A 21,481-nucleotide genomic window follows, 5' to 3' on the forward strand; every position below is an offset into this window, starting at 1 on the left:
TGTTATGAAAGAGGAATAGATACTTCCACAACCGTTCCGTTTCCTATGCTGCTTGTAACAGATAGATTGCCATTTAATCTGTTTATTCGCTCCTGCATGGTTTTTAACCCAAGCGTCGGCAATTCTGCTGAAGCGCTATATATAAATCCATTGCCGCTATCTTGAATTTTCATACTTACTTGTTCTTTGCTTATATTTACGTTTAAATGTACCTCTGCCGTACCCGCATGCTTTCGGCAATTATTAAAAGCTTCTTGCCCGACTCTCCACAGTGTCTCTTCAATCACAGCAGGCAAAACAGACACTCCTTTAATTTGTTCTTTTACGTTAAGCCCTAGCATTTGACCATAGCTTTTTAACGCGCTGACAATGCCGTTTTCTAATCCTTGAGGACGAAGCTGCCAAATTAATGCTTTCATTTCCACTTGGGCATGCTGAGCGGTTTCTTGGATTAAGGAAAAAGTCTCTTTTAACTGTACATCTTTTGCTAAGCTGCTTCCGGCTTTGGCTGTGACATTAATTGAAAACAACAGCTGATTAACAGAATCGTGAAGATCTTTGGCCAGTCTGTTTCTTTCTTCAATAAGTTTTACCTCTTGCTGAGATTGAGTCAGCTTAATCCGCTTGATAGCCGTGCCAATTTGAAGAGCGACGGATCCTAATAAATCAAGCTCTCGCTGTTCAAAATGAATTTTATGAGGGGCAGCTACATTTAATAATCCAAAGCGCTCATCTCCTGCTTGTAAAGGAACCGTTGCGTGATGGGTAATGTCGTGTGTATCTCCCCACTCATAAGTGACGGAATCTTCAAGTCTCTTGCACTCCATAATATTAGACGCTTTTTGAAGCCGGCCATCCATATATCGATCAACACACCAGCAGCTTCCGTTACACATAGGCTGAGCGGTTTTATTTAATAAAGCTGGCGGCAAATGCTGAGCGGCAATCATCTCATGTTTTCCATTTTCATCAATAAAAAAGATCCATCCTGTATGTAAATCTGTTATTTGTAGCAGTTTTAAAAGAGCGTCGTGAAGCATTGTATGTAAATTAGTGCCTTCATTTAAAATCTCGGCAATGTCTTTTAAAATCTTAAGCTCTGAAATATGATCTTTTTCCATAGCCTCTCTCCTATATGATGTATTTTCCATTTTTTATTTTATCACAATTAAAGACGATTCCGGCTAATAGGACGTTATTTTTAAGGTGTTTCCGCTTAGGTATGCAAGAGTTTTTGACATCAATAATAAAAATCCCAAAAAGTATGTCAGGTAGTTTAACAAGTAGCTAGAGTCTTTACGTAAAACGAACTATACTACAGATAATTCACGTAAGAAAAGAAAAAACGAAAGGAAATGAGAAGAAAAAAATATTAAAATTAATACATTGAAAACGCTTCCAAATATGAAGGCATAGTGCTATTATATAATTATTAACAGAATAGGGATGTGAGAAAGATGAATAAATTATTTTTAGAAGAGTTACGATACATTATCTTGTGTGAAGTGCCTATGACAAAGTACCGAGTAGAGCAGCTGCAAGACAAATTTGATCAAAGCCCATACTTAATTAATGAACTTTATCAACTCCTATTCGAAAAGCGTCACATTTTAGCTTTTGTTGATGATATTGAATCATCCCTGTATGACTATATTGTGAATAAAGAAATGATGGATGCTAAAACGTATTATGGAGCTATTACACACGTAGCAAATCTTTTCAGCGAAACACCTACATATATAAAATGCAAAATAAAAAAATATAGAGAGTCTTCGATTTCAAGTATCAGTGCCTAAAAATTGCGCACAGCTGATTCAAATAAAAAGCAAAAAAGAAATCCTAGCACAAGGGTTTCTTTTTTGTACCACTAACATATAGGGAGGAAAATAAGATGAAGACATTTTTTATCACGAATCGCTATTCGTTTCTTGAAACGCAAGTAAATGAATACATGCAATCTTTACTGGTGAAAACGCCTGAACAAGTTATTTTATATTTCGAAAGACAAATTCGAAAGTATAAAGTATATTTACAGAAAAAACATCATTATCCAGAGTGTATGGTTCAATCTATCCACCGTTTAATTGAAGAATATTCATTAAGTATCATTAAAGTGAAAAAATATATTAGCTACCAAAACAAGCTGATGAATAAACAGCTATTAGAGCCGCAGTAAAACGAATCATTTTTTATGGTTCGTTTTACTGCGGCTCTGCCGTTTTACGCCTCATATTTTAGCAGTAAATGCAGAACAGCGGGACGTTCTTCAAGATTTTTGTATGAGTGTACATGACTTCCTTCAAATTTTATAGAGTCAAATTGTTTTAGTTCGTATAGCTCTTCTTCTATTTTCATTTCAATTCTGCCTTCCATTACCGTTGCTACTTCAATTAATCCTTTATGATGAGGTTCGGGATAGTATGTAGCGAGAGGAGAAAGAAAGGCTCGGTACATTTCAATAGTTGAATCTATTTGATTTTGAAAAATAAATTCTACTTTCCACGCTTCGTCCGGTCCTTTGAGAGAAAAACCTTCTCCGCACTTAGATACAGCCACTGAAGGTTCAACTGACACTAATTTAGTTAAAGGGATATTTAAACCTGTTGTTATTTTCCACATTACTCCTAGGGTTGGATTAGTCTCCCCTCTTTCAATTTTCCCTAACGTGAGTTTGCTGACTCCCGTCCTATCTGCTAATTCATCGAGTGTGAATTCTCGCTGTGTTCTTATTTTTCTAAGCTCGTTGCCTACCTTTTTCATCATTTCTTCTGAATGCATTTTTTTCTTCCTTTCTTTTTTATATTATGATACACTTTTTTTGTATATAAGTATACTATAATATACATTTAGGTATTTTTATTAATTAGGAGGAAAAAGTATGAAAGCAATTTTATGGGGGCTTCTCTCGTCTATGTTCTTTTCTGCTACATTTATTGTGAATCGTGCCATGAATGTATCTGGAACAAGCTGGGCTTGGACAGCATCTCTTCGTTTTTTATTAGCACTACCTATTTTACTCATTTTAGTACTTGTACAAAAGAAGTTTACACCATTATGGATGGAAATGAAAAAGCATCCTTTCGCTTGGTTAGGCTGGGGAACTCTTGCAGGAATTGGATTTTATTCATTATTAAGTTTTTCTTCACTTTTTGGACCGTCATGGCTTATAGCTGGAACGTGGCAAGTAACGATCTTGGCAGGTGCGCTCATTTCTCCACTTTTCTATGTAACGATTCAAACTGCAGATGGAAACAAAAAAGTAAGAGGAAACATTCCACTCAAAACGCTTGGTATTTCAACATTTATTTTAGTGGGCGTGATTCTCATGCAAGTTAAAGAAGCTGAAAACATCACGCTTTCACAGTTTGTGTTGGGTTTTCTCCCTGTCGTCATGGCTGCTTTTTTATATCCGCTTGGAAATCGAAAAATGATGGAAGTCTGCAAAGGGAAATTAGATACATTTCAACGTGTTTTAGGTATGGCTATCGGCAGTATACCGCTAAGTATCATCTATGCGATATATGGATTTTATACAACTGGTATGCCAACAGCTCCTCAATTTTCGCAAGCTTTTATATTAGCGATGAGTTCAGGTGTAATTGCGACGATGACTTTCTTTCACGCAACAGACTTGGCAAAAGAAAATTTAGCTTTGCTTGGAGCGGTTGAAGCAACTCAATCGGGCAGCATGATTTTTACCGTTCTTGGCGAAGTGTTTCTATTAAATGGGCGTATGCCAACAGGGATCGCGTTAGCTGGTATGATGATAATTGTAATCGGAATGATCATAAATAGTATGTTAAACAAAAAAACAAAACTATCTCAGACCGCGCCGTCACCCACTCTATCAAAATAAGAAAAGAAGAGATGAAACTCTGTATATAGAGTTTCATCTCTTCTTTTTAGTATTCGAGGTGATTGTTCCAATAGCGACTCCACAGCACAGGGAATCGCATCTGTAAACCGTCCTCATCATCTTCATCCCAATCAAGATCCAAATCTTGCTCATCGTACCATATTGGGTCAAACTGGTCATATTTATCGTAATAATAATCGTTATCTAAACCTGTCTTTTCTTCATAAGCTTCACACGCTACAGCAAGTAATTCTTCTAATTGAGGAGCATAGCCTTCTGCTTCTAGTGGTTGAAGAACAGAAATCATCGTCTCAGGAGATTCAATTGCTTTATAATAAATGTCTTTTCCTTGATATAAAAGCCAGGCTCTAAAATAATCAAAACAATCATCTGAACAACCGCCCATTACAATATAAGCTGCTGCCCACAATGAAGAAGTATAGGATTGATCAAAATGCTGATTTAATAGCTGATCAAAGCGGAAAATGTCTTTTTCAGAACGCTTTGCTAGCGTGGAGCGGAGCCATTCCATTTGCTCGTCGACATCTAATTTTGTCTTCGCCTTTTTTATCAGTTCCCAAAAGAGAGTCTCTGACATCGTACTGTCTTTCATTACTTGCATTGAACAAGTTAAAGGCTTATACCCTTTCTGCAATTTTGCACGAATCAGCTTTTCAGCTTCCGCTTCACAAGCTTCTGCGGAAGCAAACTCTTTCACCTGCATGCGACCGGCTGTATCAACTTTTCCAAAGTGAATGATTAACTTGCTGTCTCTTCTTTCAACTTTCCAAAATTTATTCGATTGCTCATCTTTATACACTAAGGTTATTTGCATGATACATTCCCCTTTTTCATCCTACTACTATTGTGAATATTTCTCTTTTTACAAGTTATGTAGAGCCATGGCGCTTCATAATACATTTTCTTTCCTTTTGTAACATGTTCCAGTTGATTTTAATTCTTTCTAAAGTTTGTTAAAAGCTGAAGGACTATTTTTTGAGCACACTCCGCTCAGCATTTAAATTTAATGCTACTGATACAGTTCAAACAGCGAGAAATTAAAACATCATGTATGTAATATTTCACTTGTTTGTTTTTTTGTTGCATTTACAACATTTTGTTTTTCCTTTATACTCTTTTATATCAGATATCTTTATTATACAAAAAAGAATCATAAATTCGCAGCAAAGGAAGGATTTTCGATGGAAATTAAGCAAGTTACAACAAAAGAGCAGCTTGAAGAAGTATTTCATATACGTAAAACAGTGTTTGTTGAAGAACAAGGCGTGCCATTAAAAGATGAATTTGATGAACATGAGAAAACGGCAAAACATATATTGATTTACTATAACAATGAACCATCAGCTTCTGGTAGATTCCGCATAGTAGACGATTACGCCAAAATAGAGCGGATATGCGTATTAAAGGAATTTAGAAAATACGGGCTCGGAAAAGAAGTGGTGGCTAGCTTAGAAGAAGCAGCGAAAAAAGAAGGATTAACTCAAGCTAAGCTTCACGGTCAAGTTCAGGCTGAACCTTTTTATCATAAATTAGGCTATAAGACGGTTTCAGATGTCTTTATGGAAGACGGTATTCCACACGTTATTATGAAAAAAGAATTTTCGTGTTAAAAATGCTTCTTTGCACAGTTACTTTAATAAAGAAAAAGGCTCTCAGCAGAGAGCCTTTTTTGTACTATTAGATTTTCATAATTCCGCCCGTGCTTGCAGAAGTTACAAGTTTAGAATATCTTGCAAGATAGCCTTTTTTCACTTTCGGCTCAAAGCCTTTCCAGTTTGCTTTTCGTTCTGCCCAAACATCTGGAGAAACTTGAACATTCATCGAACGATCTTCAATGTCAATCACGATGTGGTCGCCATCTTCGACAAATGCTAGCGGTCCGCCTTCAGCAGCTTCTGGAGACGCGTGGCCAATTGATAATCCACGGGAAGCCCCAGAGAAGCGTCCGTCCGTTAATAGCGCTACTTTTGCGCCTAGTCCCATTCCCATAATTTGAGAAGTTGGAGCTAGCATTTCAGGCATTCCCGGTCCGCCTTTTGGTCCTTCATAACGAATGACTACGACATGTCCTTCTTTTACTTTTCCGTTAGCAATACCGTGCAGCGCCTCATCTTGAGACTCAAATACAATTGCTGGTCCTTCGTGGCGAGTAATGCCGTCTTGAACACCGCCTGTTTTAATGATCGCGCCGTCTGGAGCTAAGTTGCCAAACAATACAGCAAGTCCGCCTTTTTCTGTGAAAGGCTTATCGATTGGATGAATAACGTTATAGTCTTTTACATCGCACCCAGCAATGTTTTCACCTAGCGTTTTTCCAGTAACCGTCATCGTATCTAAATGAAGAGCTCCTTCTTTTTTAGATAGCTCGTTTAAAGCAGCCGATACGCCTCCTGCTTCATGTAAGTCTTCAATAAATACATCCGAAGCCGGAGCCAGTTTTGCCAAGTGAGGCACGCGTTCTGCCACTTCATTAATACGCTCTAATGGATACTCAATTTCAGCTTCATTCGCAAGAGCTAGCGTATGAAGAACTGTATTTGTAGAACCGCCTAACGCCATATCTAAAGCAAATGCGTTGTCGATTGCTTTTTCTGTTACGATATCACGTGGTTTTAAATCTAATTTAATTAATTCCATAAGCTGTTTAGCTGATTTTTTAACAAATTCTCTACGTTCAGGAGCAACTGCTAAGATTGTACCATTTCCAGGTAAAGCAAGTCCTAACGCTTCAGCTAAGCAATTCATTGAGTTCGCTGTAAACATTCCTGAACAAGATCCGCATGTCGGACAGCCGAATTGTTCTAATTCAAGCAATCCTTTATCATCAAGTTTACCCGCTTGATGAGCTCCTACGCCTTCAAATACTGAAGAAAGAGAAATCTTACGACCGTCGCTCGTTACGCCAGCCTTCATTGGTCCGCCGCTAACAAAAACTGTCGGAATATTCAGACGTAATGAAGCCATTAACATCCCAGGCGTGATTTTATCACAGTTTGGAATACATACCATTCCATCAAACCAGTGAGCAGATACTACCGTTTCAACTGAGTCAGCAATGATTTCACGACTTGGTAATGAATAGCGCATACCGATATGTCCCATCGCAATACCGTCATCTACACCGATAGTGTTCATTTCAAAAGGTACGCCACCAGCTTCGCGAATCGCATCTTTTACGATTTTACCAAACTCTTGTAAGTGAACATGACCTGGTACAATATCAATATATGAATTGACAACCGCAATAAACGGTTTGCCGAAATCCTCTTCTTTTACACCAGCTGCACGCAGTAGGCTGCGGTGCGGTGCTCTGTCGAATCCTTTTTTGATCATGTTACTTCTTAATTCTGCCACAATAATTCCCTCCGTATTCATCTAACCTATTAAAAACTGAATCTTTTTAAATTGTTTAATAATTTTTAATATAAATACTAATTTAACAAATCACATAATGGTTTGTAAAGGTTTATGACAAAATAATCATTTTTTATTTCAAAATAGTAAAATCACCTGCATAAATTAGTATAGTATATACATATATCCCTTATTTTACAGGAAAGCAGAAGGTGGATGCTGAGCATGAAACAATCCTTTTACTACAGAGGTCATCAGGAAAAAGAAATATTTGCACAAAAATGGGATGTTGAAAACAATTCTGCAAAAGGCGTTGTTCAAATAGCCCATGGGATGGCCGAACATATTGGACGCTACGAATACTTTGCTAGTGTATTAACTCAACATGGCTACATCGTATATGGAAATGATCACCGCGGTCACGGTCAAACAGCTTTAAAAGATGAAGAAAAGCGTTTTTTTGCTGAAGAAAATGGTTTTGACACCGTAGTTTACGACATGATTGCTCTGACTAAGCACATTTCAACGGAACATTCCGGCTTACCAATATTTCTTTTCGGTCACAGCATGGGTTCTTTTCTAACGAGAAGATATATTCAATTGAATATAGAGCACATTCATGGTGTGATGCTCTCAGGTACTGGCAGCATTCCTTCCCTTTCACTGAAGGGCGGCATATTAGCTGCGAAAATAGAGAAAAAAAGAAAAGGATTACGATCTGCTAGTCCATTGCTTGATAAACTTTCTTTTGGACAGTATAACAAATCCTTTCATCCTGCTCGAACACCTTTTGATTGGTTAAGTCAAGATAATGAGGCTGTAGATTTATATGTAAATGACCCTTACTGCGGAGGAGTTTTCACAGCGGGATTTTTCTATGACTTATTAACAGGAATCAAACAAATCTCTAACTTAGCTAATATAAAGCTAGTACCATCAAACCTGCCTGTTTATTTAATATCTGGAGAACATGATCCAGTAGGCAGCTATACAAAAGGGGTACTCAAAGTATATAACGACTTTAAAAAAGCCGGATTGCAGGACGTAAGCTACCGCTTTTTTACACAGTGCCGTCATGAGTTGCTTAATGAATTAATTAAAGATGAAGTGATAGAAGATATACTAAATTGGCTTGACGTGCATATGGACAAAAAAACGGTTCGTGTCTAAACACGAACCGTTTTTTTATTAAGCAAATACAGATGTTAATACAGGAACTACTTGCTTTTTACGTGATACAACGCCTTCTAAGACAGCTGTATTGTTTTCAAGCGTTACGTTGTATGCTTCTTCTACTTTTGAAGCAGCAGAACCTAGTGCTAATGCAGTAGAGTTGCTGTTTAAAATATCTGTAACAACTAAAAGGAATAATTGTAATCCTTTTTCTTCGATTGTTTTAGTAATAGCTTCTTCCAATTCAACTTTGCGCACTAAAACGTCGTTTACATCAATTGCATTCACTTGTGCAATTTCTACTTTACTTGTACCCATGCTGAATTCTTTAGCATCTAATGAAATTAATTGTGAAGCTGTTTTATCGCCTAAGTCAGCTCCAGCTTTCAGCATTGCTAATCCGTACTCTTCTGCATCTACACCTGCAATTTCCGCTAATTCTTTAGCAGCTGCAACGTCTTGGTCTGTGCAAGTTGGTGATTTGAATAATAAAGAATCAGAAATGATAGCTGATAGCATAAGACCTGCGATGTTAGGTTCAATTTCTACGCCGTTTTCTTTATACATCTTGTTTAAGATCGTTGCCGTACATCCAACTGGCTCTGCACGATAGTATAAAGGATCTGCTGTTTCAAAGTTAGCAATACGGTGATGATCAATTACTTCAAGCACACGAACTTGATCAATATCGTTTGCACTTTGTTGGCGTTCGTTGTGGTCCACTAAAATAACTTCATTTGTTTCTTTAGATACTTCATCAACGAAACGTGGTAGTTCAGCGTTGAACTTTTCAAGAGCAAATTGCGTTTCACCGTTAATATCGCCTAATCGAATTGGTTCAGCGTCTACACCTAATTTATTCTTTAAATCAGCGTATGCAATTGCAGAACAGATTGTATCTGTGTCAGGATTTTTATGTCCAAAAATTAACGTCTTTGCCATCTTAAATCTCTCTCCTTCTTACGTATGTAAATAGCATTCTTGCGTAAAGTTAGTTAATTCGTTCACGCAACATTGCCATTTTAACATAAACTTTTACATTATTTTAATTTTTTTGCGAAAAATGATGTTCATCCGCAGATATTTTGCCATTTTGTATCTTTTTCATAGTAAAAACACCTCTATTTCCGATATAAATAGAGGGTTTTATAGGTTCATTATATAAAAATTAGTGATAAAACACAACCCGTCTCTTCATCACTTGATAGCTAACTTAAACGCAGTATCTTGCCAATTTTTATAAAGAAAAAGTAAGGAAGCAGTGACTATTATTAAAGAGAATATGTATTATTTTGCCCTTGTTTATATAAAATAACCCAAAAAAGCCCCCTTGTTAAAGGGTGCTTTTTTGGGTTATCGTCGCAGTGTAAAGTTGAAATGTTCATTTACTTTAGCTCCTAGCTCTTCAAGAAACTGCTGAGCAGTCATTTCCTCTACGCTTTGAGTATACCAAGCAAGCTGAGATTTTTTATGAACATTGTTGTAATATACATCTCTTGACCAATATGTTTTTGATCGGTATGTATAATTAAAGTGAATGAATAGTTCATTCCCGTCTGGACACTGCAACAATACGCGGTAATGTGGATTACGACGATTTTTATCTAAACTCATTTCTTTGATCTGCGCTAACATTATTCACCTCTAAAACCATTACTTAATCATTTAAAGGTAAATGCCATACCACGCTATATCCTAGCTCTGCCATCAACTAGAAAATCATATATTTTCTAAAATTCTACACGATATAGGACAAAAGAGGAAGAGATAATTTATTGATGGACGTGTAAAGTTTCATATAAATCTTTTAGCTGCTCAGGGTATTGAGACCTTACGTAATAACCCGTAGGATGGTGCTCGATTAAATGAGAAGCAAACAAATAGCCGATGAGCACGTGCATTTGTTCATCTGAGGTTTCTTGGTTTAATTCTCTTTTGAGTCGTTCAGCTAAGTGTGAAGCCAGCTGTTTAATTTTTTCATCATGTGATAAAAAAAGCATCTTGTTCTCCCCCTTATAACGAATAAGTAATGCTGTAAATTTCAATAAAGACAAAGTATTGCTTTTATAAGGATGATTATATTTTATTTTACAATAAAAGTATATAAATAGTTCTAAATATTCAAAAAATAACTTGTTTCTTTTGGACTATTCGGCAACAAACAAAAAAAGAAGCGGGAGCTGTCCCGCTTCTTTAACGTAAAAAGATATTCGATTGCCGAAATTTATTCTACTTCTACTGCCCAGCCGAATGGATCTTCCACTGTACCATTTTGAATACCTGTTAGAGTGTCATACAGTTTTTGTGATACTTCTCCTGTGTTTCCATCGTTAATGACCATTTTCTCGTTATTCCAAAATAGTTCGCCAATTGGAGAAATAACTGCAGCTGTACCTGTTCCAAATGCCTCTTCTAGTTTGCCTTCGGAATAAGCTTGCTTAATTTCTTCCATAGAAATACGGCGCTCAGTTACAGGCATATCCCAGTGTTTTAGCAGCTCAATGATAGATTTACGCGTAATTCCTTCCAAAATGCTTCCGTTCACAGATGGCGTTACTACTTCTCCATCGATTTTGAAGAAAATATTCATGCTTCCTACTTCTTCAATGTATTTGCGTTCAACGCCGTCTAACCACAGTACTTGTGAATAGCCTTTTGAGTCAGAAAGCTGCTGAGCTTTTAAGCTTGAAGCATAGTTTCCGCCTGTTTTAGCTGTTCCTGTCCCTCCGGCTACAGCACGAACAAATTCGCTTTCAACCGCGATTTTTACAGGAGCAATCCCTTCTTTGTAATATGAACCAACTGGAGAAAGAATAATGATAAATTGATAGCGGTCAGATGGTGCTACTCCTAAGTAAGGCTCTGTTGCGATGACAAATGGGCGAATGTATAATGATGTACCTTCAGCAGTAGGAATCCATTCGCGGTCAATTTTAATCAGCTGCTTTAACGCTTCCAGCGCTAAGTCTTCATCAACATGAGGAATACAAAGACGATCGTTTGATTTATTTAAACGTTTGAAGTTCTCATCTGGTCTAAATAATAATACTTGCTCTTTTTTTGTTACATATGCTTTTAGTCCTTCAAAAACAGACTGCCCGTAATGAAAGATCATGGATGCCGGATCTAATGTGATAGGTTGATAAGGTACAATACGAGCATCGTGCCATCCTTGGCCTTCTGTATAATCCATAATGAACATATGGTCCGTGAAGATTTTCCCGAATTGCAATTGATCAGATTGCGGCTTTTCTTTTTTTGTTTGACTTAGTGTTACATCGATTGAATAAGTTGTCATAGTTGTTTCTCCTTGCTCTTTATATTTACGGGTTTTTCGCTTAAACCTCTATATAAGTTACATTGTACAACTTTAGGGAAGCGTGTCACAATAGTTAGAGACGAAAAATTCTAAAAATTTTATAAAAATTATAAAGAAATAGCACCTAATCGAATTAAGTGCTGAATTGAAAAGGTTTTCTTTCTAAAAAAACTATTTCTACATTTTATTTACAACCATTTATAAACCAATTTTCACTCGAAGCTTTTCATCTTGTATTGAAAATTGTTTGATTTTCCCTACTGGAATGACCTTGACTTTATCAATTTCATTGAGATTGATATGAATTTGTTTTTCTTCATACGTAGTAACAGGCGGCTTGTGAAAAATTCGATAGTTGATCCAATTTTGATTAAGAGGTTTCATTTCATGGATTTTGAATAGAAGCGTACGTTCTTTTGCCTCAAGAGGTTCTAGCACAATGGAAAATGGAATTCTCACTAGAAATTTTTTAATAATTCCATTCACGTGAATATAGGAGTCTTGAAATGAAATAGAAAATTGCTGAATTTGATCTTGCTTTGTCATTTGCTTTTGAAAAATTCGCATGAGCATAGAAGCGGATATAGGAACGGTTACCCCGCTTTCAGCCATCTTTTCTTTCATTTTTGCCTGCACATCATCACTAATTACATCGTTTAGCTTTCTCTGTACCCAATCCTTCATGGTGCACCTCCGCTATGAAGTTATCTTGCTGTTTCCTCTAACGCACGAATTGAAGATGTTAAATGGTTTGACACGTCGGCAAGGCGATCTTTTGTCAGTTTATCTTCTCCAAGGTAGATAGGTTTTCCAAAGGAGATAACAATAGGACCCTTCGAAAATAGTTCTTTTACATTGGCAGGTCCTTTGTAAACTGCGGGTACAATAGGAACCTTTGCTATGCTCGCTATAGTGACTGCTCCTTTTTTTAAGGGGACGTCTTCCTCTGTTCGCGTGCCACTAGGGAAAATCCCGACGATATGTCCTTCTTTTGCTAATTTAATAGGTATTTTAATGCTGCTGGGTCCCGGGTTGTTACGATCTACTGGGAATGCGTTGAGTTTTTTTAATACATTACTAGTGAGTATATGATTAAAAAGCTCCTTTTTTGCCATAAAATGAATTTGGTGAGGCAAAACAGCCGCACCAAGCGCTACAACGTCTACCCATCCCTTATGCGAACAAGCAATCACAAAGCCTGTATCCGCTGGCAGATACTCTCTGTTTCTTACGTGAAGCTTCCCTCTCCTTTTTAATAAAAATTTACATGCGTGAGCCGCAAGATTATACATAAACATTTCCTCTTCCCTCTATTGTTTGAAAATATATACAAAATTATATCACTTGATATTAATATCTGGTACTAAAAAATAAATGTAACATCTTTTTACACAATAGCTTACCTGCTTCTCTATATATTGTAAAAAAGTAGATATTAAAACCTCTGTTTTTGGTCAACTTGACTAATGACATCCCTTAAAAAACATTTTACTATTAATGTATCATTATAAATGTAATATTTATTAACATTACATGTGATATAATTAAAGGAGGTTTTTAGGTGAATAACCAAAATCGACCGTTTCGACTAGCTTCATTGGGATTACAGCACGTACTTGCTATGTATGCGGGTGCCATTCTCGTTCCGCTGATGGTGGGACGCGCCTTGAATTTAAATGCCCATGACTTATCCTATCTTGTGGCCATTGATTTACTAACATGCGGACTAGCTACGCTGCTGCAGGCATGGACGAACAGGTGGTTTGGTATTGGTCTTCCTGTTGTACTTGGAAGCTCATTTGTAGCGGTGACTCCTATGATTGCAATTGGAACTCAATATGGAATTAGTGCTGTTTACGGAGCGATTATTGCTGGTGGTATTTTCATCGTACTGGCAGCAAGTTTTTTAGGCAAAATTATTAAATTTTTCCCTCCCGTTGTCACCGGAACGGTTGTGACGATGATTGGTTTATCGCTTGTACCATCCGCTGTCCGAAATATGGCAGGAGGAGTCGGAAGCAAAGATTTTGGTTCTCTTTCTAATCTTCTTCTTTCTTTTGGTGTTCTAGCGCTTATTTTAATTTTAAATCGATTTTTCAGCGGTTTTCTTCGTTCTCTTTCTGTGTTGATTGGAATTGTAGTTGGAACAATAGCCGCTGTATTAATGGGAAAAGTTGATTTTACTAATTTTAATGAAGCTTCTTGGCTGCACATTCCCACTCCTTTTTATTTCGGGATGCCTACTTTTGAAATCGGCCCTATTTTAACAATGATTCTCGTATGCTTGGTCATTATCATTGAGTCTACAGGCGTATTTTTAGCGTTAGGAAAGCTGTGTGATCGAGAATTAACAGAAAAAGATTTTACAAAAGGCTACCGTGCAGAAGGAATCGCCATTGTCCTTGGAGGGCTATTTAATGCTTTCCCTTACAATACATTCGCTCAGAATGTAGGACTGGTTCAATTATCGAAAGTAAAAACAAAAAATGTAGTGGTAATAGCCGGCTTCATTCTCGTATTACTGGGGCTTGTTCCGAAAATAGCTGCTTTTACAACCATTATTCCCACCCCTGTTTTAGGAGGAGCAATGGTCGTGTTGTTTGGTTTAGTTATTTCATCAGGCATCAAAATGCTAAGTGCTGTTGATTTGGCCAAACAAGAAAATTTGCTAATTATTGCGTGCTCTCTTTCACTTGGCCTTGGTGTAACGGTGGTACCTGATTTATTCGCTCAGCTCCCGAGTGCTTTGCGCGTAATTGTAAGTGATGGAGTTATTACGGGAAGTTTGGCTGCCATTTTATTAAATCTCTTTTTTAACGCATCAATTGAACGAAAAGTACCTTCCGTCTCTTTGGAGAAGACAGATTATTCAGAAATAAAATAAAGGTGGTGTAGTATGAATAACGTATCTGTGCAGTATGTAAATCAGCTTAGCAAGAAGCATTTTGTTTCACTAGTTGGTGATATATTTGAACATTCACCTTGGGTTGCAGAAGAGGCGTATCTTAAAGGCCCTTTCTCTTCCGTTGAACAACTTCATGACATGATGAAAGAAATTGTAGCGCAAGCGTCTGTAGAAAAACAGCTGAAGCTGCTGCAAGCTCATCCAAATCTAGGTGAAAATATTGCCATGACATCTGCTTCTACTGAAGAACAAACCAAAGCAGGCTTACAAAACTTAACGCAAGATGAGTATGAACAGTTTTCTTCTCTCAATGGAACGTATATGGAGAAGTTTCCGTTTCCTTTTATTTTGGCAGTACGAGGTAAACAAAAAGAAGATATATACGAGGCAATGCAAAGTCGTTTACTAAATACCGAGCAAACGGAGTTTGATACAGCATTAGAAGAAGTATATAAGATTGCTTTCTTTCGCTTAACTGATAAAATCACTGAAGATAAGGAGACAAAGAAACGAGCATGACTAAAATCACAACGCATATTTTAGATCTTACCCACGGATGTCCGGCTGCTTTTGTCAAAGTTGATTTTTATCATATTCAGTCGGAAAGTAAACGAATAAAAATTTCACACGGTACTACAAATGAAGACGGGAGGTTAGTAACTCCGCTCTTCTCTGCTGAAGAGTTTGAATCAGGAGATTACGAACTTCTGTTTCATATTGGGGAATATTATAAAAAACAAGAAGTTCAAACAACAAATCCCCCCTTTTTAAATCAAGTTTCTGTTCGAGTCGGATTGTCTTCTGAACAAGAACATTATCACGTCCCTTTGCTTGTGTCACCGTGGGGATACCAAATTTATAGAGGAAGTTAAAAAAAGAAACGGCGTTTTTAAACGTCGTTTCTTTTTTAGTTGAGCAATTTAGACATATAGTACTCATCAATGAACAAACCGCCAATTCGCAGTGAATGTTTTTTTGTTCCTTCAATTTCAAATCCTACTTTATCATATAAAGAAAGAGCCTTTTCATGCTGTATAGCGACTGTCAGTTCAAGACGATGAATATGGTGTTCTCTCGCCCATTCTTCAAGTGCACCGATTAAAGCCGTCCCAATCCCTTGATTTTGAAACGTCTTTCGAATACCTAATGTCAAAGAAGCGATGTGAGCGTTTCGGTTAGCTTCGCCCCCTGTTGCAGCTATATATCCCACAAGCATCTCGTTTTCTTCTGCCACAATAATCGTAGAGTTTGGCTGTTGCTTAAAGATTTCGATGTTTTTCTCCTGTTGATCCGTGCTCAGCTTTCGCTCTCCGCTTTCAAACAGCATAAACTTACTTTCTTCTTCAATCTGTTTAAGCAAATCTACAAAGTTTGCAGCATCATGTAATTCTAGTTCTCTAATTTGCATGCTGATCCCCCTTTTTGTGTGTCCCTTTTGTTTGTATATGTATTGGTTCACCATTATAAAATATAGCTTTACAGTTTCTTACGAAAAATACGACTTTTTAAGAAGCGGAAGTAGAACAAAAAACCTACTAATCTCCCTTTTTTTGAAATGCTTTTTTCCTCTGTATAATTTTAAATCACTTATCAACTTCTGTAAATTTTTTAGATTCCCTCTTTAATTTCCAATTACCTTCCTTTTATATGGGTTTGAATTGGATCTAAGGAGACCTTTTGTAGAAAACACATGACTATTATCCTGTTTTTTATGAAGAAAGAAAGCAATAAATGTAATTTTACTTGTAATCGTTTAAAATAGAAAAAGTGGAAATTTTATGTACATATCCTCCTTAATTATTGGTCTGTGAAAGGAAATTATTATGAAAGTACAACCCGCAAAATGTGGTGTATATGTCTTAAGCGGTCTAGGAGCTGTTATAGTGTTCTTCTTACTTTTACTTAAGAACAGCGCTTTCTTTCTAGAGGAAGAATACGATCAAAACAAACCTGAAGCTGCGCTTGCGGTGAACGAACATACCTATCACCTTCACAAAGGTTCTATTAACTGGTCAAACGGCCGTTCAACAACAAAAAAAGAAATAAATGTATATGATTTATATACATACATATCTCAGCAAAAAAGTATCCCATTGAAGCAGCAACAATTGGTTAAGCTCCATTTTTCGAACTTAGACGGTGCTTATATTCGTAGTGTGAGTGTGCATATATGGAGAGATAACGGTGAAAAAACCAAGCTGTTTGTCAAAAATAATGAATTTAAGGTTCCTAAAAATCAAGGTTTGTACGTTGTGGATATTGCGATCAACTCTACAAGAGGAACAATGCAATATGCGGCAAATGTGCAAATACAGTAAGTTTTTATATATTTACGTTTGGTCGAGAAAATCGGATAAGAAAACTCTTGTTGCAAGCAGGAAACGATGTGTGGAATAAAAAAGAAGTATTAAAAACATAGTGAAAGCATTCAAATAACAGCCCTTAACTTTTTCAGAAAATAATCCCACAAAAAAAAGAGAGCGCTATCGCTCTCTTTTTTATAAAATGAAAAAGACGTCCACGCAGGACGTCTTTGATGCGTTTGTGGCGGGGACCGTGTGACCACATTCACACGTTTAGCTCGAAAGCATGCCCTTCGACTTACACAAATTAGCTCATCGCTTTATTAATATAACATCCGCCACAGAAAAAAGCAATCAATTTTTAAATAGTTTTTTCTATTTATACATATTTCGCGAGAATCCACAAAATAATATGCATGCGTAGCTATTCACCCTCTGCATTTTCAGTCTATTTTAACTCATGTACGAATATACTAATAGACCAACCTATGCGCAGTTTTTGAAAAAGGATGTGAATAGCTTGTTTCAAATCACTGATTTCCCTGAATTTTCATGGTCGTACTCCAGACATAAAATGGTCACACAATGCAAACGAAAGTATGCCTATCATTATTATGTCTCACACAACGGATGGCTTGACAGCGCTTCTGCTCAGTCTCAGAGCGCTTATCGTCTAAAAAAAGTTTCCACTTTATCTATGTACGCCGGACAAGCCGTGCGTCAAGTGATTACAGAGGCCATTTCTGACTATACATCTACAAAGCTTGTCCCTAATGAACAGAACTTAACGGAAAAAGCGCAGCAGCTACTAAATAACGCACTGCGTGATTCTACTGACTATGGAGAGCTTTGGTATCATAAGCCTTCTCAGTATAAGATGCTTTTAGAATTCTACGAAAACGGCTATATTTCTAAAAAAGATCTTAAAGACATGCAAAAACGGGTACACATTTGTGTACATCACTTTTTACAAAGTAAATCGTTTTGCGAAATCGTATCTTCACCTTTTTTAGAAGTGGAGCCTCATCAGTCGTTTCGTTCTATAAATGTGTATGATCATAAAGTATATGCGCCTTTTCATTCTCTTTTTAAAAACCCAGTCACAGACGAATTTACGATTGTTGATTGGAAAACAAGTAAACAAACAAAAGATGATTTGTTTCAACTGGCGATATATGCCCTCTACGTGCTAGCCGAATATAATATTTCCGTTGATCAGATAAAAGTCCGAAACGAATACTTGCTTTCAGGCAGTGCGCGTACGTATCAGCTTACTCTTCATGAAATTGAAGCTGTTCTTCAGCAAGTTGATACAAGTATTGATTATATGAAAACTTTTTTGGAAGACTCAGAGGTAAATCAGCCTCTTCCGCTTGAGCATTTCCCTCAAACAGATACGCCTGCCTCCTGTCACGGCTGTGCATTTAAAGAATTGTGCCAAACGGGATAAAAAACAGCTGAAGATGATCTATATTTTTTGCTGAACTTTTTTATTGTCAAAAGAACCTTTGCTAGCATATAATTTGCATTAAGGAAACATTTTATACTTCATATAAAAAAATTAGCTTGGGCTATTTATTGTTCATCAAAGAAAGGAGCACTAGACATGAAAGATCAAAACGGCAGTAAAGCATTATCGGCTATGCAGCTAAGTGCTCAAGACGTATTGTCGGGTAAAACAAAAGGAATTAAGCGATTATTGCCTTTCTTAGGGCCTGCTTTTATCGCAGCGGTTGCTTATATTGACCCAGGTAATTTTGCTACTAACATTGCAGCAGGCTCTCAATACGGATACATGCTGCTTTGGGTTGTATTAATTTCTAACTTAATGGCTGTCTTAATTCAATCGTTATCAGCTAAATTAGGGATTGCAACGGGCTTGAATTTACCCGAGATAGCACAGGAACACTTCCCGTCCTTCGTTTCTTTTGGGCTTTGGATCCAAGGAGAATTGGTCATTATGGCGACGGATTTAGCGGAATTTATTGGGGCTGCTCTTGGAATTTATTTATTATTTCATATTCCTTTGTTCCCAGCTGCACTTATCGCAGCGGTAGGCTCTTTTGCTATTTTAGAGTTACAAAGACGAGGTGTTCGACTGCTAGAAGCAGCGATTGCGGCGATGGTTTTTATTGTGGTATTAGCTTTTGGGACTCAAATGTTTCTTGCGCATCCAGACGGTGCAAGTGTTGTCCACGGCTTATTTGTCCCTCAGTTTCACGGGACAGACAGCGTGCTGTTAGCTTCTGGGATTTTAGGTGCTACAGTTATGCCACACGCAATTTATTTGCACTCAGCTCTTACGCAGCGCCGCGTGGTAGGAACTACAGAATCGGAGAAAAAAGCGATTTTCCGCTTTGAATTTATTGATATTGTGATTGCCATGATTATCGCTGGTGCAATTAATGCAAGCATGCTGATTGTCGCAGCCGCTCTATTCTTTAAAAACGGACTAAACGTGCAAGATTTGGACGTGGCTTTTACACAATTTGAACATTTAATTGGTCCCTTTGCAGCTATTGCTTTCGGAGTTGGATTATTATCTTCAGGACTTTCAAGTTCTTCGGTCGGAACAATGTCTGGAGATGTCATCATGCAAGGATTTATTAAACGCAGAATTCCTTTATATCTTCGCCGGTTCATTACAATTATTCCGCCGCTTTTGATTATTGGGTTTGGCGTAAATCCAACAAGTGCACTAGTTGTCAGTCAAGTTATTTTATCGTTCGGAATTGCATTTGCGCTCGTTCCTCTTATCATGTTTACAAGCAACAAAAAAATCATGGGCGGATTGGTTAATCATAAAGCTACAACGGCTGTAGCTTGGGTGATAGCGGCATTAGTCATTTGTTTAAATATCTTTTTGATTTACCAAACGTTCGCATAGTAAATAAATCAAACTTTCAAGAAAAAACAAAAAAGAGACCCTAAAAAGTTAGATATAGTCTAACAATCAGGTCTCTTTTTTGTTATTTTTTTATTAAACAATAGTAAAAATGAAATAGACGAGACTTCCAATAATGGCCGACAGTACTAAGCAACCCAGTGGATATAAATAAGAGTAGTTTTTTTTACGGATTGAAAGAATACGATCAACAATAAAAATAAGAATGACGCCCATCATTCCGAATTCAAACATTAACAACCCAAAAATGGCGTGGAATATGAATGACATGATAAAATCAATTTTTTTACTACGGTCTTTTACAAACGCACTGACTAATAAATCAACGATCACCGTGCCTAACGTCCCCATTATTAAAAAGAAGGGTGTAAAAAATAAAAGGTATAAAGGAAATAAATCAACGAAATGCGGACTGGTTTTTTTAATAGAAAAATTGGGAATTGACTCTTTTATACCTGGCATAAAACAAAAAAGTAAAGTAAAAAGAAACGCAGCTATAATAGCGGCTGATAGCTTTCTATTTAAATGCATGTTTATTTTTTTATTACTAAATTCAGTAGTTGTTTTTGTATGTTTATGATTCATATGTCTTTAACGTGATGTACGCACCTTGTCCTTTCTCATAGCTTTTTTATTTATATTTTATGTCTCTATCTTTTGTTACCAGCAGTTACAATGATACACGTTCTTTTTGAACTTGACTACACTAACGCGCTTTATGTCTATTCTCTTTTTCTTTTTGTGTCTATCGTTTGCTCTTTCTATGAGAAACAAGATGGTTTTACAAAAAACGTCTTCTTTTTCTATAAAACAAAAGACAGGCGTTTTTTTCTATATGTAATTAATAATCTTGTTTGGCTTCTTCAAACTTAAACACATCCGCTCGTTCTGATTGCTGTGTAATTAATAGGTTATACGTATGGTTGGACTTTTTTGGAATTTTAAATGCAACATCGAGGTTAAGTGGTTCATCGTCAGATAGTAACGGTGATGAAAAAGCTGTCCACAGGGTGTGCGGGGTTTCTGTCGATAAATTTCCTCCATCAGACGGTTCGTAGGTTTGATAAGTTGCTGTGTCTTGTAATGTAAACGTTGTGTCGTTTAATACTACAGTCGAATGTTCATTAGGTGTTCGCTGAAACTGAACGGATACGACAATGTACTGGGTGTTTACTTGTTTAGCTCCTTTAACAGGATAAAATTGCGCATCCGTTGTGGACACATAATATTGACCGTGTTTTGATCGTTCTCCAAATGCTAATCGATCATCGGTTTCATCTTCTTGAGCTACCCGACTTACAGGGGCCATCGTTTCATCTGTTGCTGAAATGGTGTCTGCTCCCGGGGCATGTTTAGGTTGAGGGTTTTTGTAAGTGACGTGAGTATCGCCTTGTTTGTCTTCACAAGCGGTGAGACCTGTGAACAAAACAGCCGCTACAAGGCTTCTGGTAACTATTTTCTTCATGTTATTCCTCCAATGACTAGTCTATATACTATGCTACATGGTATTTATCTGGTAATCAAGGATAAGATTGGTACAATGTGAATGAAATCAGTGAGATTTGGAACGGATATAGGACCTGCAAAGACTGCTGTGCTTATTTTATAATAAAAAAGAGACGATTTCCGCCTCTTTTTTGTTTGT

24 protein-coding genes are annotated in these 21,481 nt (G+C 37.0%); 11 read left to right on the top strand and 13 right to left on the bottom strand.

From position 1 onward, the window contains the following. Positions 1-2: 2 nt before the first annotated feature. On the bottom strand, positions 3-1,121 hold the full coding sequence (locus tag ACFX4R_RS13390; protein WP_043982778.1) for a GAF domain-containing sensor histidine kinase: 1,119 nt from the start codon (positions 1,119-1,121) through the stop codon (positions 3-5). Positions 1,122-1,457: 336 nt separating this feature from the next. On the opposite strand from ACFX4R_RS13390, the gene ACFX4R_RS13395 reads away from it, so the two are divergent. Beyond that, the gene (locus ACFX4R_RS13395) at positions 1,458-1,796 is read left to right on the top strand and encodes a hypothetical protein (RefSeq protein ID WP_013083324.1); all 339 of its coding nucleotides are present in this window, start codon (positions 1,458-1,460) and stop codon (positions 1,794-1,796) included. Between the two features lie 95 nt (positions 1,797-1,891). Next, positions 1,892-2,176, top strand: a complete 285-nt coding sequence (locus ACFX4R_RS13400) for a hypothetical protein (RefSeq protein ID WP_028408390.1) — start codon at positions 1,892-1,894, stop codon at positions 2,174-2,176. Between the two features lie 44 nt (positions 2,177-2,220). On the opposite strand, the gene ACFX4R_RS13405 is transcribed toward ACFX4R_RS13400, so the two are convergent. Continuing rightward, entirely contained in the window at positions 2,221-2,778 is a 558-nt protein-coding gene (locus ACFX4R_RS13405; protein ID WP_043982780.1) for a helix-turn-helix domain-containing protein, read from the bottom strand. 100 nt (positions 2,779-2,878) lie between these two features. On the opposite strand from ACFX4R_RS13405, the gene ACFX4R_RS13410 reads away from it, so the two are divergent. After that, positions 2,879-3,856, top strand: coding sequence for a DMT family transporter (locus ACFX4R_RS13410; protein WP_043982781.1), 978 nt, complete (start codon positions 2,879-2,881; stop codon positions 3,854-3,856). Positions 3,857-3,902: 46 nt separating this feature from the next. On the opposite strand, the gene ACFX4R_RS13415 is transcribed toward ACFX4R_RS13410, so the two are convergent. Continuing rightward, positions 3,903-4,691 (bottom strand): DUF4240 domain-containing protein, encoded by a 789-nt coding sequence (locus tag ACFX4R_RS13415; protein WP_043982782.1) that lies wholly within the window; start codon positions 4,689-4,691, stop codon positions 3,903-3,905. A gap of 367 nt (positions 4,692-5,058) precedes the next feature. Between ACFX4R_RS13415 and ACFX4R_RS13420 the strand changes: the two genes are divergently transcribed. Beyond that, positions 5,059-5,487: a GNAT family N-acetyltransferase gene (locus ACFX4R_RS13420; RefSeq protein ID WP_043982783.1), complete on the top strand. Its 429-nt coding sequence runs from the start codon at positions 5,059-5,061 to the stop codon at positions 5,485-5,487. A 67-nt stretch (positions 5,488-5,554) separates the two neighbouring features. On the opposite strand, the gene ilvD is transcribed toward ACFX4R_RS13420, so the two are convergent. After that, a complete protein-coding gene (gene ilvD, locus ACFX4R_RS13425) occupies positions 5,555-7,231 on the bottom strand; it encodes a dihydroxy-acid dehydratase (RefSeq protein ID WP_028408385.1) in 1,677 nt (558 codons plus the stop codon). A 225-nt stretch (positions 7,232-7,456) separates the two neighbouring features. Between ilvD and ACFX4R_RS13430 the strand changes: the two genes are divergently transcribed. After that, on the top strand, positions 7,457-8,401 hold the full coding sequence (locus ACFX4R_RS13430) for an alpha/beta hydrolase (RefSeq protein WP_377569779.1): 945 nt from the start codon (positions 7,457-7,459) through the stop codon (positions 8,399-8,401). Positions 8,402-8,419: 18 nt separating this feature from the next. Here ACFX4R_RS13430 and ACFX4R_RS13435 read toward each other — a convergent pair whose 3' ends face one another. The 6 genes from ACFX4R_RS13435 to ACFX4R_RS13460 all read right to left on the bottom strand — a co-directional run bounded on the left by ACFX4R_RS13435 (position 8,420) and on the right by ACFX4R_RS13460 (position 13,015). Further along, the gene (locus ACFX4R_RS13435) at positions 8,420-9,346 is read right to left on the bottom strand and encodes a manganese-dependent inorganic pyrophosphatase (protein ID WP_014459925.1); all 927 of its coding nucleotides are present in this window, start codon (positions 9,344-9,346) and stop codon (positions 8,420-8,422) included. A gap of 411 nt (positions 9,347-9,757) precedes the next feature. Further along, the gene (locus tag ACFX4R_RS13440; protein WP_043982786.1) at positions 9,758-10,039 is read right to left on the bottom strand and encodes a hypothetical protein; all 282 of its coding nucleotides are present in this window, start codon (positions 10,037-10,039) and stop codon (positions 9,758-9,760) included. Positions 10,040-10,176: 137 nt separating this feature from the next. Further along, positions 10,177-10,404 carry a hypothetical protein gene (locus tag ACFX4R_RS13445; protein WP_043982787.1) on the bottom strand — a complete coding sequence of 76 codons (228 nt, stop codon included), beginning with the start codon at positions 10,402-10,404 and terminating at the stop codon, positions 10,177-10,179. Between the two features lie 224 nt (positions 10,405-10,628). Next, the gene (locus ACFX4R_RS13450; protein ID WP_028408381.1) at positions 10,629-11,702 is read right to left on the bottom strand and encodes a branched-chain amino acid aminotransferase; all 1,074 of its coding nucleotides are present in this window, start codon (positions 11,700-11,702) and stop codon (positions 10,629-10,631) included. A gap of 219 nt (positions 11,703-11,921) precedes the next feature. Next, on the bottom strand, positions 11,922-12,407 hold the full coding sequence (locus ACFX4R_RS13455) for a hypothetical protein (protein WP_013057211.1): 486 nt from the start codon (positions 12,405-12,407) through the stop codon (positions 11,922-11,924). A 20-nt stretch (positions 12,408-12,427) separates the two neighbouring features. Continuing rightward, complete coding sequence (locus tag ACFX4R_RS13460) at positions 12,428-13,015, bottom strand: lysophospholipid acyltransferase family protein (RefSeq protein ID WP_280559685.1); 588 nt, start codon at positions 13,013-13,015, stop codon at positions 12,428-12,430. 269 nt (positions 13,016-13,284) lie between these two features. On the opposite strand from ACFX4R_RS13460, the gene ACFX4R_RS13465 reads away from it, so the two are divergent. From ACFX4R_RS13465 to uraH, 3 genes are read left to right on the top strand one after another with little or no spacing between them, the layout of a single operon-like run. Then, entirely contained in the window at positions 13,285-14,607 is a 1,323-nt protein-coding gene (locus ACFX4R_RS13465; protein WP_280559687.1) for a nucleobase:cation symporter-2 family protein, read from the top strand. 12 nt (positions 14,608-14,619) lie between these two features. Further along, positions 14,620-15,147 carry a 2-oxo-4-hydroxy-4-carboxy-5-ureidoimidazoline decarboxylase gene (uraD, locus tag ACFX4R_RS13470; protein ID WP_043982791.1) on the top strand — a complete coding sequence of 176 codons (528 nt, stop codon included), beginning with the start codon at positions 14,620-14,622 and terminating at the stop codon, positions 15,145-15,147. After that, positions 15,144-15,500, top strand: coding sequence for a hydroxyisourate hydrolase (gene uraH / locus ACFX4R_RS13475; RefSeq protein WP_237074953.1), 357 nt, complete (start codon positions 15,144-15,146; stop codon positions 15,498-15,500). Before uraD ends, uraH begins: the two co-directional genes overlap by 4 nt. A gap of 35 nt (positions 15,501-15,535) precedes the next feature. Here the strand turns inward: uraH and ACFX4R_RS13480 are convergent, their stop codons facing one another. Then, positions 15,536-16,036, bottom strand: a complete 501-nt coding sequence (locus ACFX4R_RS13480) for a GNAT family N-acetyltransferase (protein ID WP_013083340.1) — start codon at positions 16,034-16,036, stop codon at positions 15,536-15,538. Positions 16,037-16,451: 415 nt separating this feature from the next. On the opposite strand from ACFX4R_RS13480, the gene ACFX4R_RS13485 reads away from it, so the two are divergent. The 3 genes from ACFX4R_RS13485 (at position 16,452) to ACFX4R_RS13495 (ending at position 19,818) form a co-directional block, all read left to right on the top strand. Continuing rightward, entirely contained in the window at positions 16,452-16,946 is a 495-nt protein-coding gene (locus ACFX4R_RS13485) for a hypothetical protein (RefSeq protein ID WP_165575089.1), read from the top strand. A gap of 496 nt (positions 16,947-17,442) precedes the next feature. Continuing rightward, positions 17,443-18,381, top strand: coding sequence for a PD-(D/E)XK nuclease family protein (locus ACFX4R_RS13490; protein WP_241771414.1), 939 nt, complete (start codon positions 17,443-17,445; stop codon positions 18,379-18,381). A gap of 156 nt (positions 18,382-18,537) precedes the next feature. Beyond that, the gene (locus ACFX4R_RS13495; protein ID WP_043982798.1) at positions 18,538-19,818 is read left to right on the top strand and encodes an Nramp family divalent metal transporter; all 1,281 of its coding nucleotides are present in this window, start codon (positions 18,538-18,540) and stop codon (positions 19,816-19,818) included. A 93-nt stretch (positions 19,819-19,911) separates the two neighbouring features. On the opposite strand, the gene ACFX4R_RS13500 is transcribed toward ACFX4R_RS13495, so the two are convergent. Together ACFX4R_RS13500 and ACFX4R_RS13505 are read right to left on the bottom strand one after the other, a co-directional pair. Further along, positions 19,912-20,169 (bottom strand): hypothetical protein, encoded by a 258-nt coding sequence (locus ACFX4R_RS13500; protein ID WP_237074954.1) that lies wholly within the window; start codon positions 20,167-20,169, stop codon positions 19,912-19,914. A gap of 508 nt (positions 20,170-20,677) precedes the next feature. Next, entirely contained in the window at positions 20,678-21,301 is a 624-nt protein-coding gene (locus ACFX4R_RS13505; RefSeq protein ID WP_043982800.1) for a hypothetical protein, read from the bottom strand. Positions 21,302-21,481: the final 180 nt, after the last annotated feature.

It is taken from the genome of Priestia sp. YIM B13490 (assembly GCF_042787735.1).
Taxonomy (GTDB): Bacteria; Bacillota; Bacilli; order Bacillales; family Bacillaceae_H; genus Priestia; species Priestia megaterium.

Bases quoted from the DNA above. Each gene is read 5' to 3' on its own strand.
- ACFX4R_RS13390 (WP_043982778.1), bottom strand. From the start codon at position 1,121: ATGGAAAAAGATCATATTTCAGAGCTTAAGATTTTAAAAGACATTGCC.
- ACFX4R_RS13395 (WP_013083324.1), top strand. From the start codon at position 1,458: ATGAATAAATTATTTTTAGAAGAGTTACGATACATTATCTTGTGTGAA.
- ACFX4R_RS13400 (WP_028408390.1), top strand. From the start codon at position 1,892: ATGAAGACATTTTTTATCACGAATCGCTATTCGTTTCTTGAAACGCAA.
- ACFX4R_RS13405 (WP_043982780.1), bottom strand. From the start codon at position 2,778: ATGCATTCAGAAGAAATGATGAAAAAGGTAGGCAACGAGCTTAGAAAA.
- ACFX4R_RS13410 (WP_043982781.1), top strand. From the start codon at position 2,879: ATGAAAGCAATTTTATGGGGGCTTCTCTCGTCTATGTTCTTTTCTGCT.
- ACFX4R_RS13415 (WP_043982782.1), bottom strand. From the start codon at position 4,691: ATGCAAATAACCTTAGTGTATAAAGATGAGCAATCGAATAAATTTTGG.
- ACFX4R_RS13420 (WP_043982783.1), top strand. From the start codon at position 5,059: ATGGAAATTAAGCAAGTTACAACAAAAGAGCAGCTTGAAGAAGTATTT.
- ACFX4R_RS13430 (WP_377569779.1), top strand. From the start codon at position 7,457: ATGAAACAATCCTTTTACTACAGAGGTCATCAGGAAAAAGAAATATTT.
- ACFX4R_RS13435 (WP_014459925.1), bottom strand. From the start codon at position 9,346: ATGGCAAAGACGTTAATTTTTGGACATAAAAATCCTGACACAGATACA.
- ACFX4R_RS13440 (WP_043982786.1), bottom strand. From the start codon at position 10,039: ATGTTAGCGCAGATCAAAGAAATGAGTTTAGATAAAAATCGTCGTAAT.
- ACFX4R_RS13445 (WP_043982787.1), bottom strand. From the start codon at position 10,404: ATGCTTTTTTTATCACATGATGAAAAAATTAAACAGCTGGCTTCACAC.
- ACFX4R_RS13450 (WP_028408381.1), bottom strand. From the start codon at position 11,702: ATGACAACTTATTCAATCGATGTAACACTAAGTCAAACAAAAAAAGAA.
- ACFX4R_RS13455 (WP_013057211.1), bottom strand. From the start codon at position 12,407: ATGAAGGATTGGGTACAGAGAAAGCTAAACGATGTAATTAGTGATGAT.
- ACFX4R_RS13460 (WP_280559685.1), bottom strand. From the start codon at position 13,015: ATGTATAATCTTGCGGCTCACGCATGTAAATTTTTATTAAAAAGGAGA.
- uraD (WP_043982791.1), top strand. From the start codon at position 14,620: ATGAATAACGTATCTGTGCAGTATGTAAATCAGCTTAGCAAGAAGCAT.
- uraH (WP_237074953.1), top strand. From the start codon at position 15,144: ATGACTAAAATCACAACGCATATTTTAGATCTTACCCACGGATGTCCG.
- ACFX4R_RS13480 (WP_013083340.1), bottom strand. From the start codon at position 16,036: ATGCAAATTAGAGAACTAGAATTACATGATGCTGCAAACTTTGTAGAT.
- ACFX4R_RS13485 (WP_165575089.1), top strand. From the start codon at position 16,452: ATGAAAGTACAACCCGCAAAATGTGGTGTATATGTCTTAAGCGGTCTA.
- ACFX4R_RS13495 (WP_043982798.1), top strand. From the start codon at position 18,538: ATGAAAGATCAAAACGGCAGTAAAGCATTATCGGCTATGCAGCTAAGT.
- ACFX4R_RS13505 (WP_043982800.1), bottom strand. From the start codon at position 21,301: ATGAAGAAAATAGTTACCAGAAGCCTTGTAGCGGCTGTTTTGTTCACA.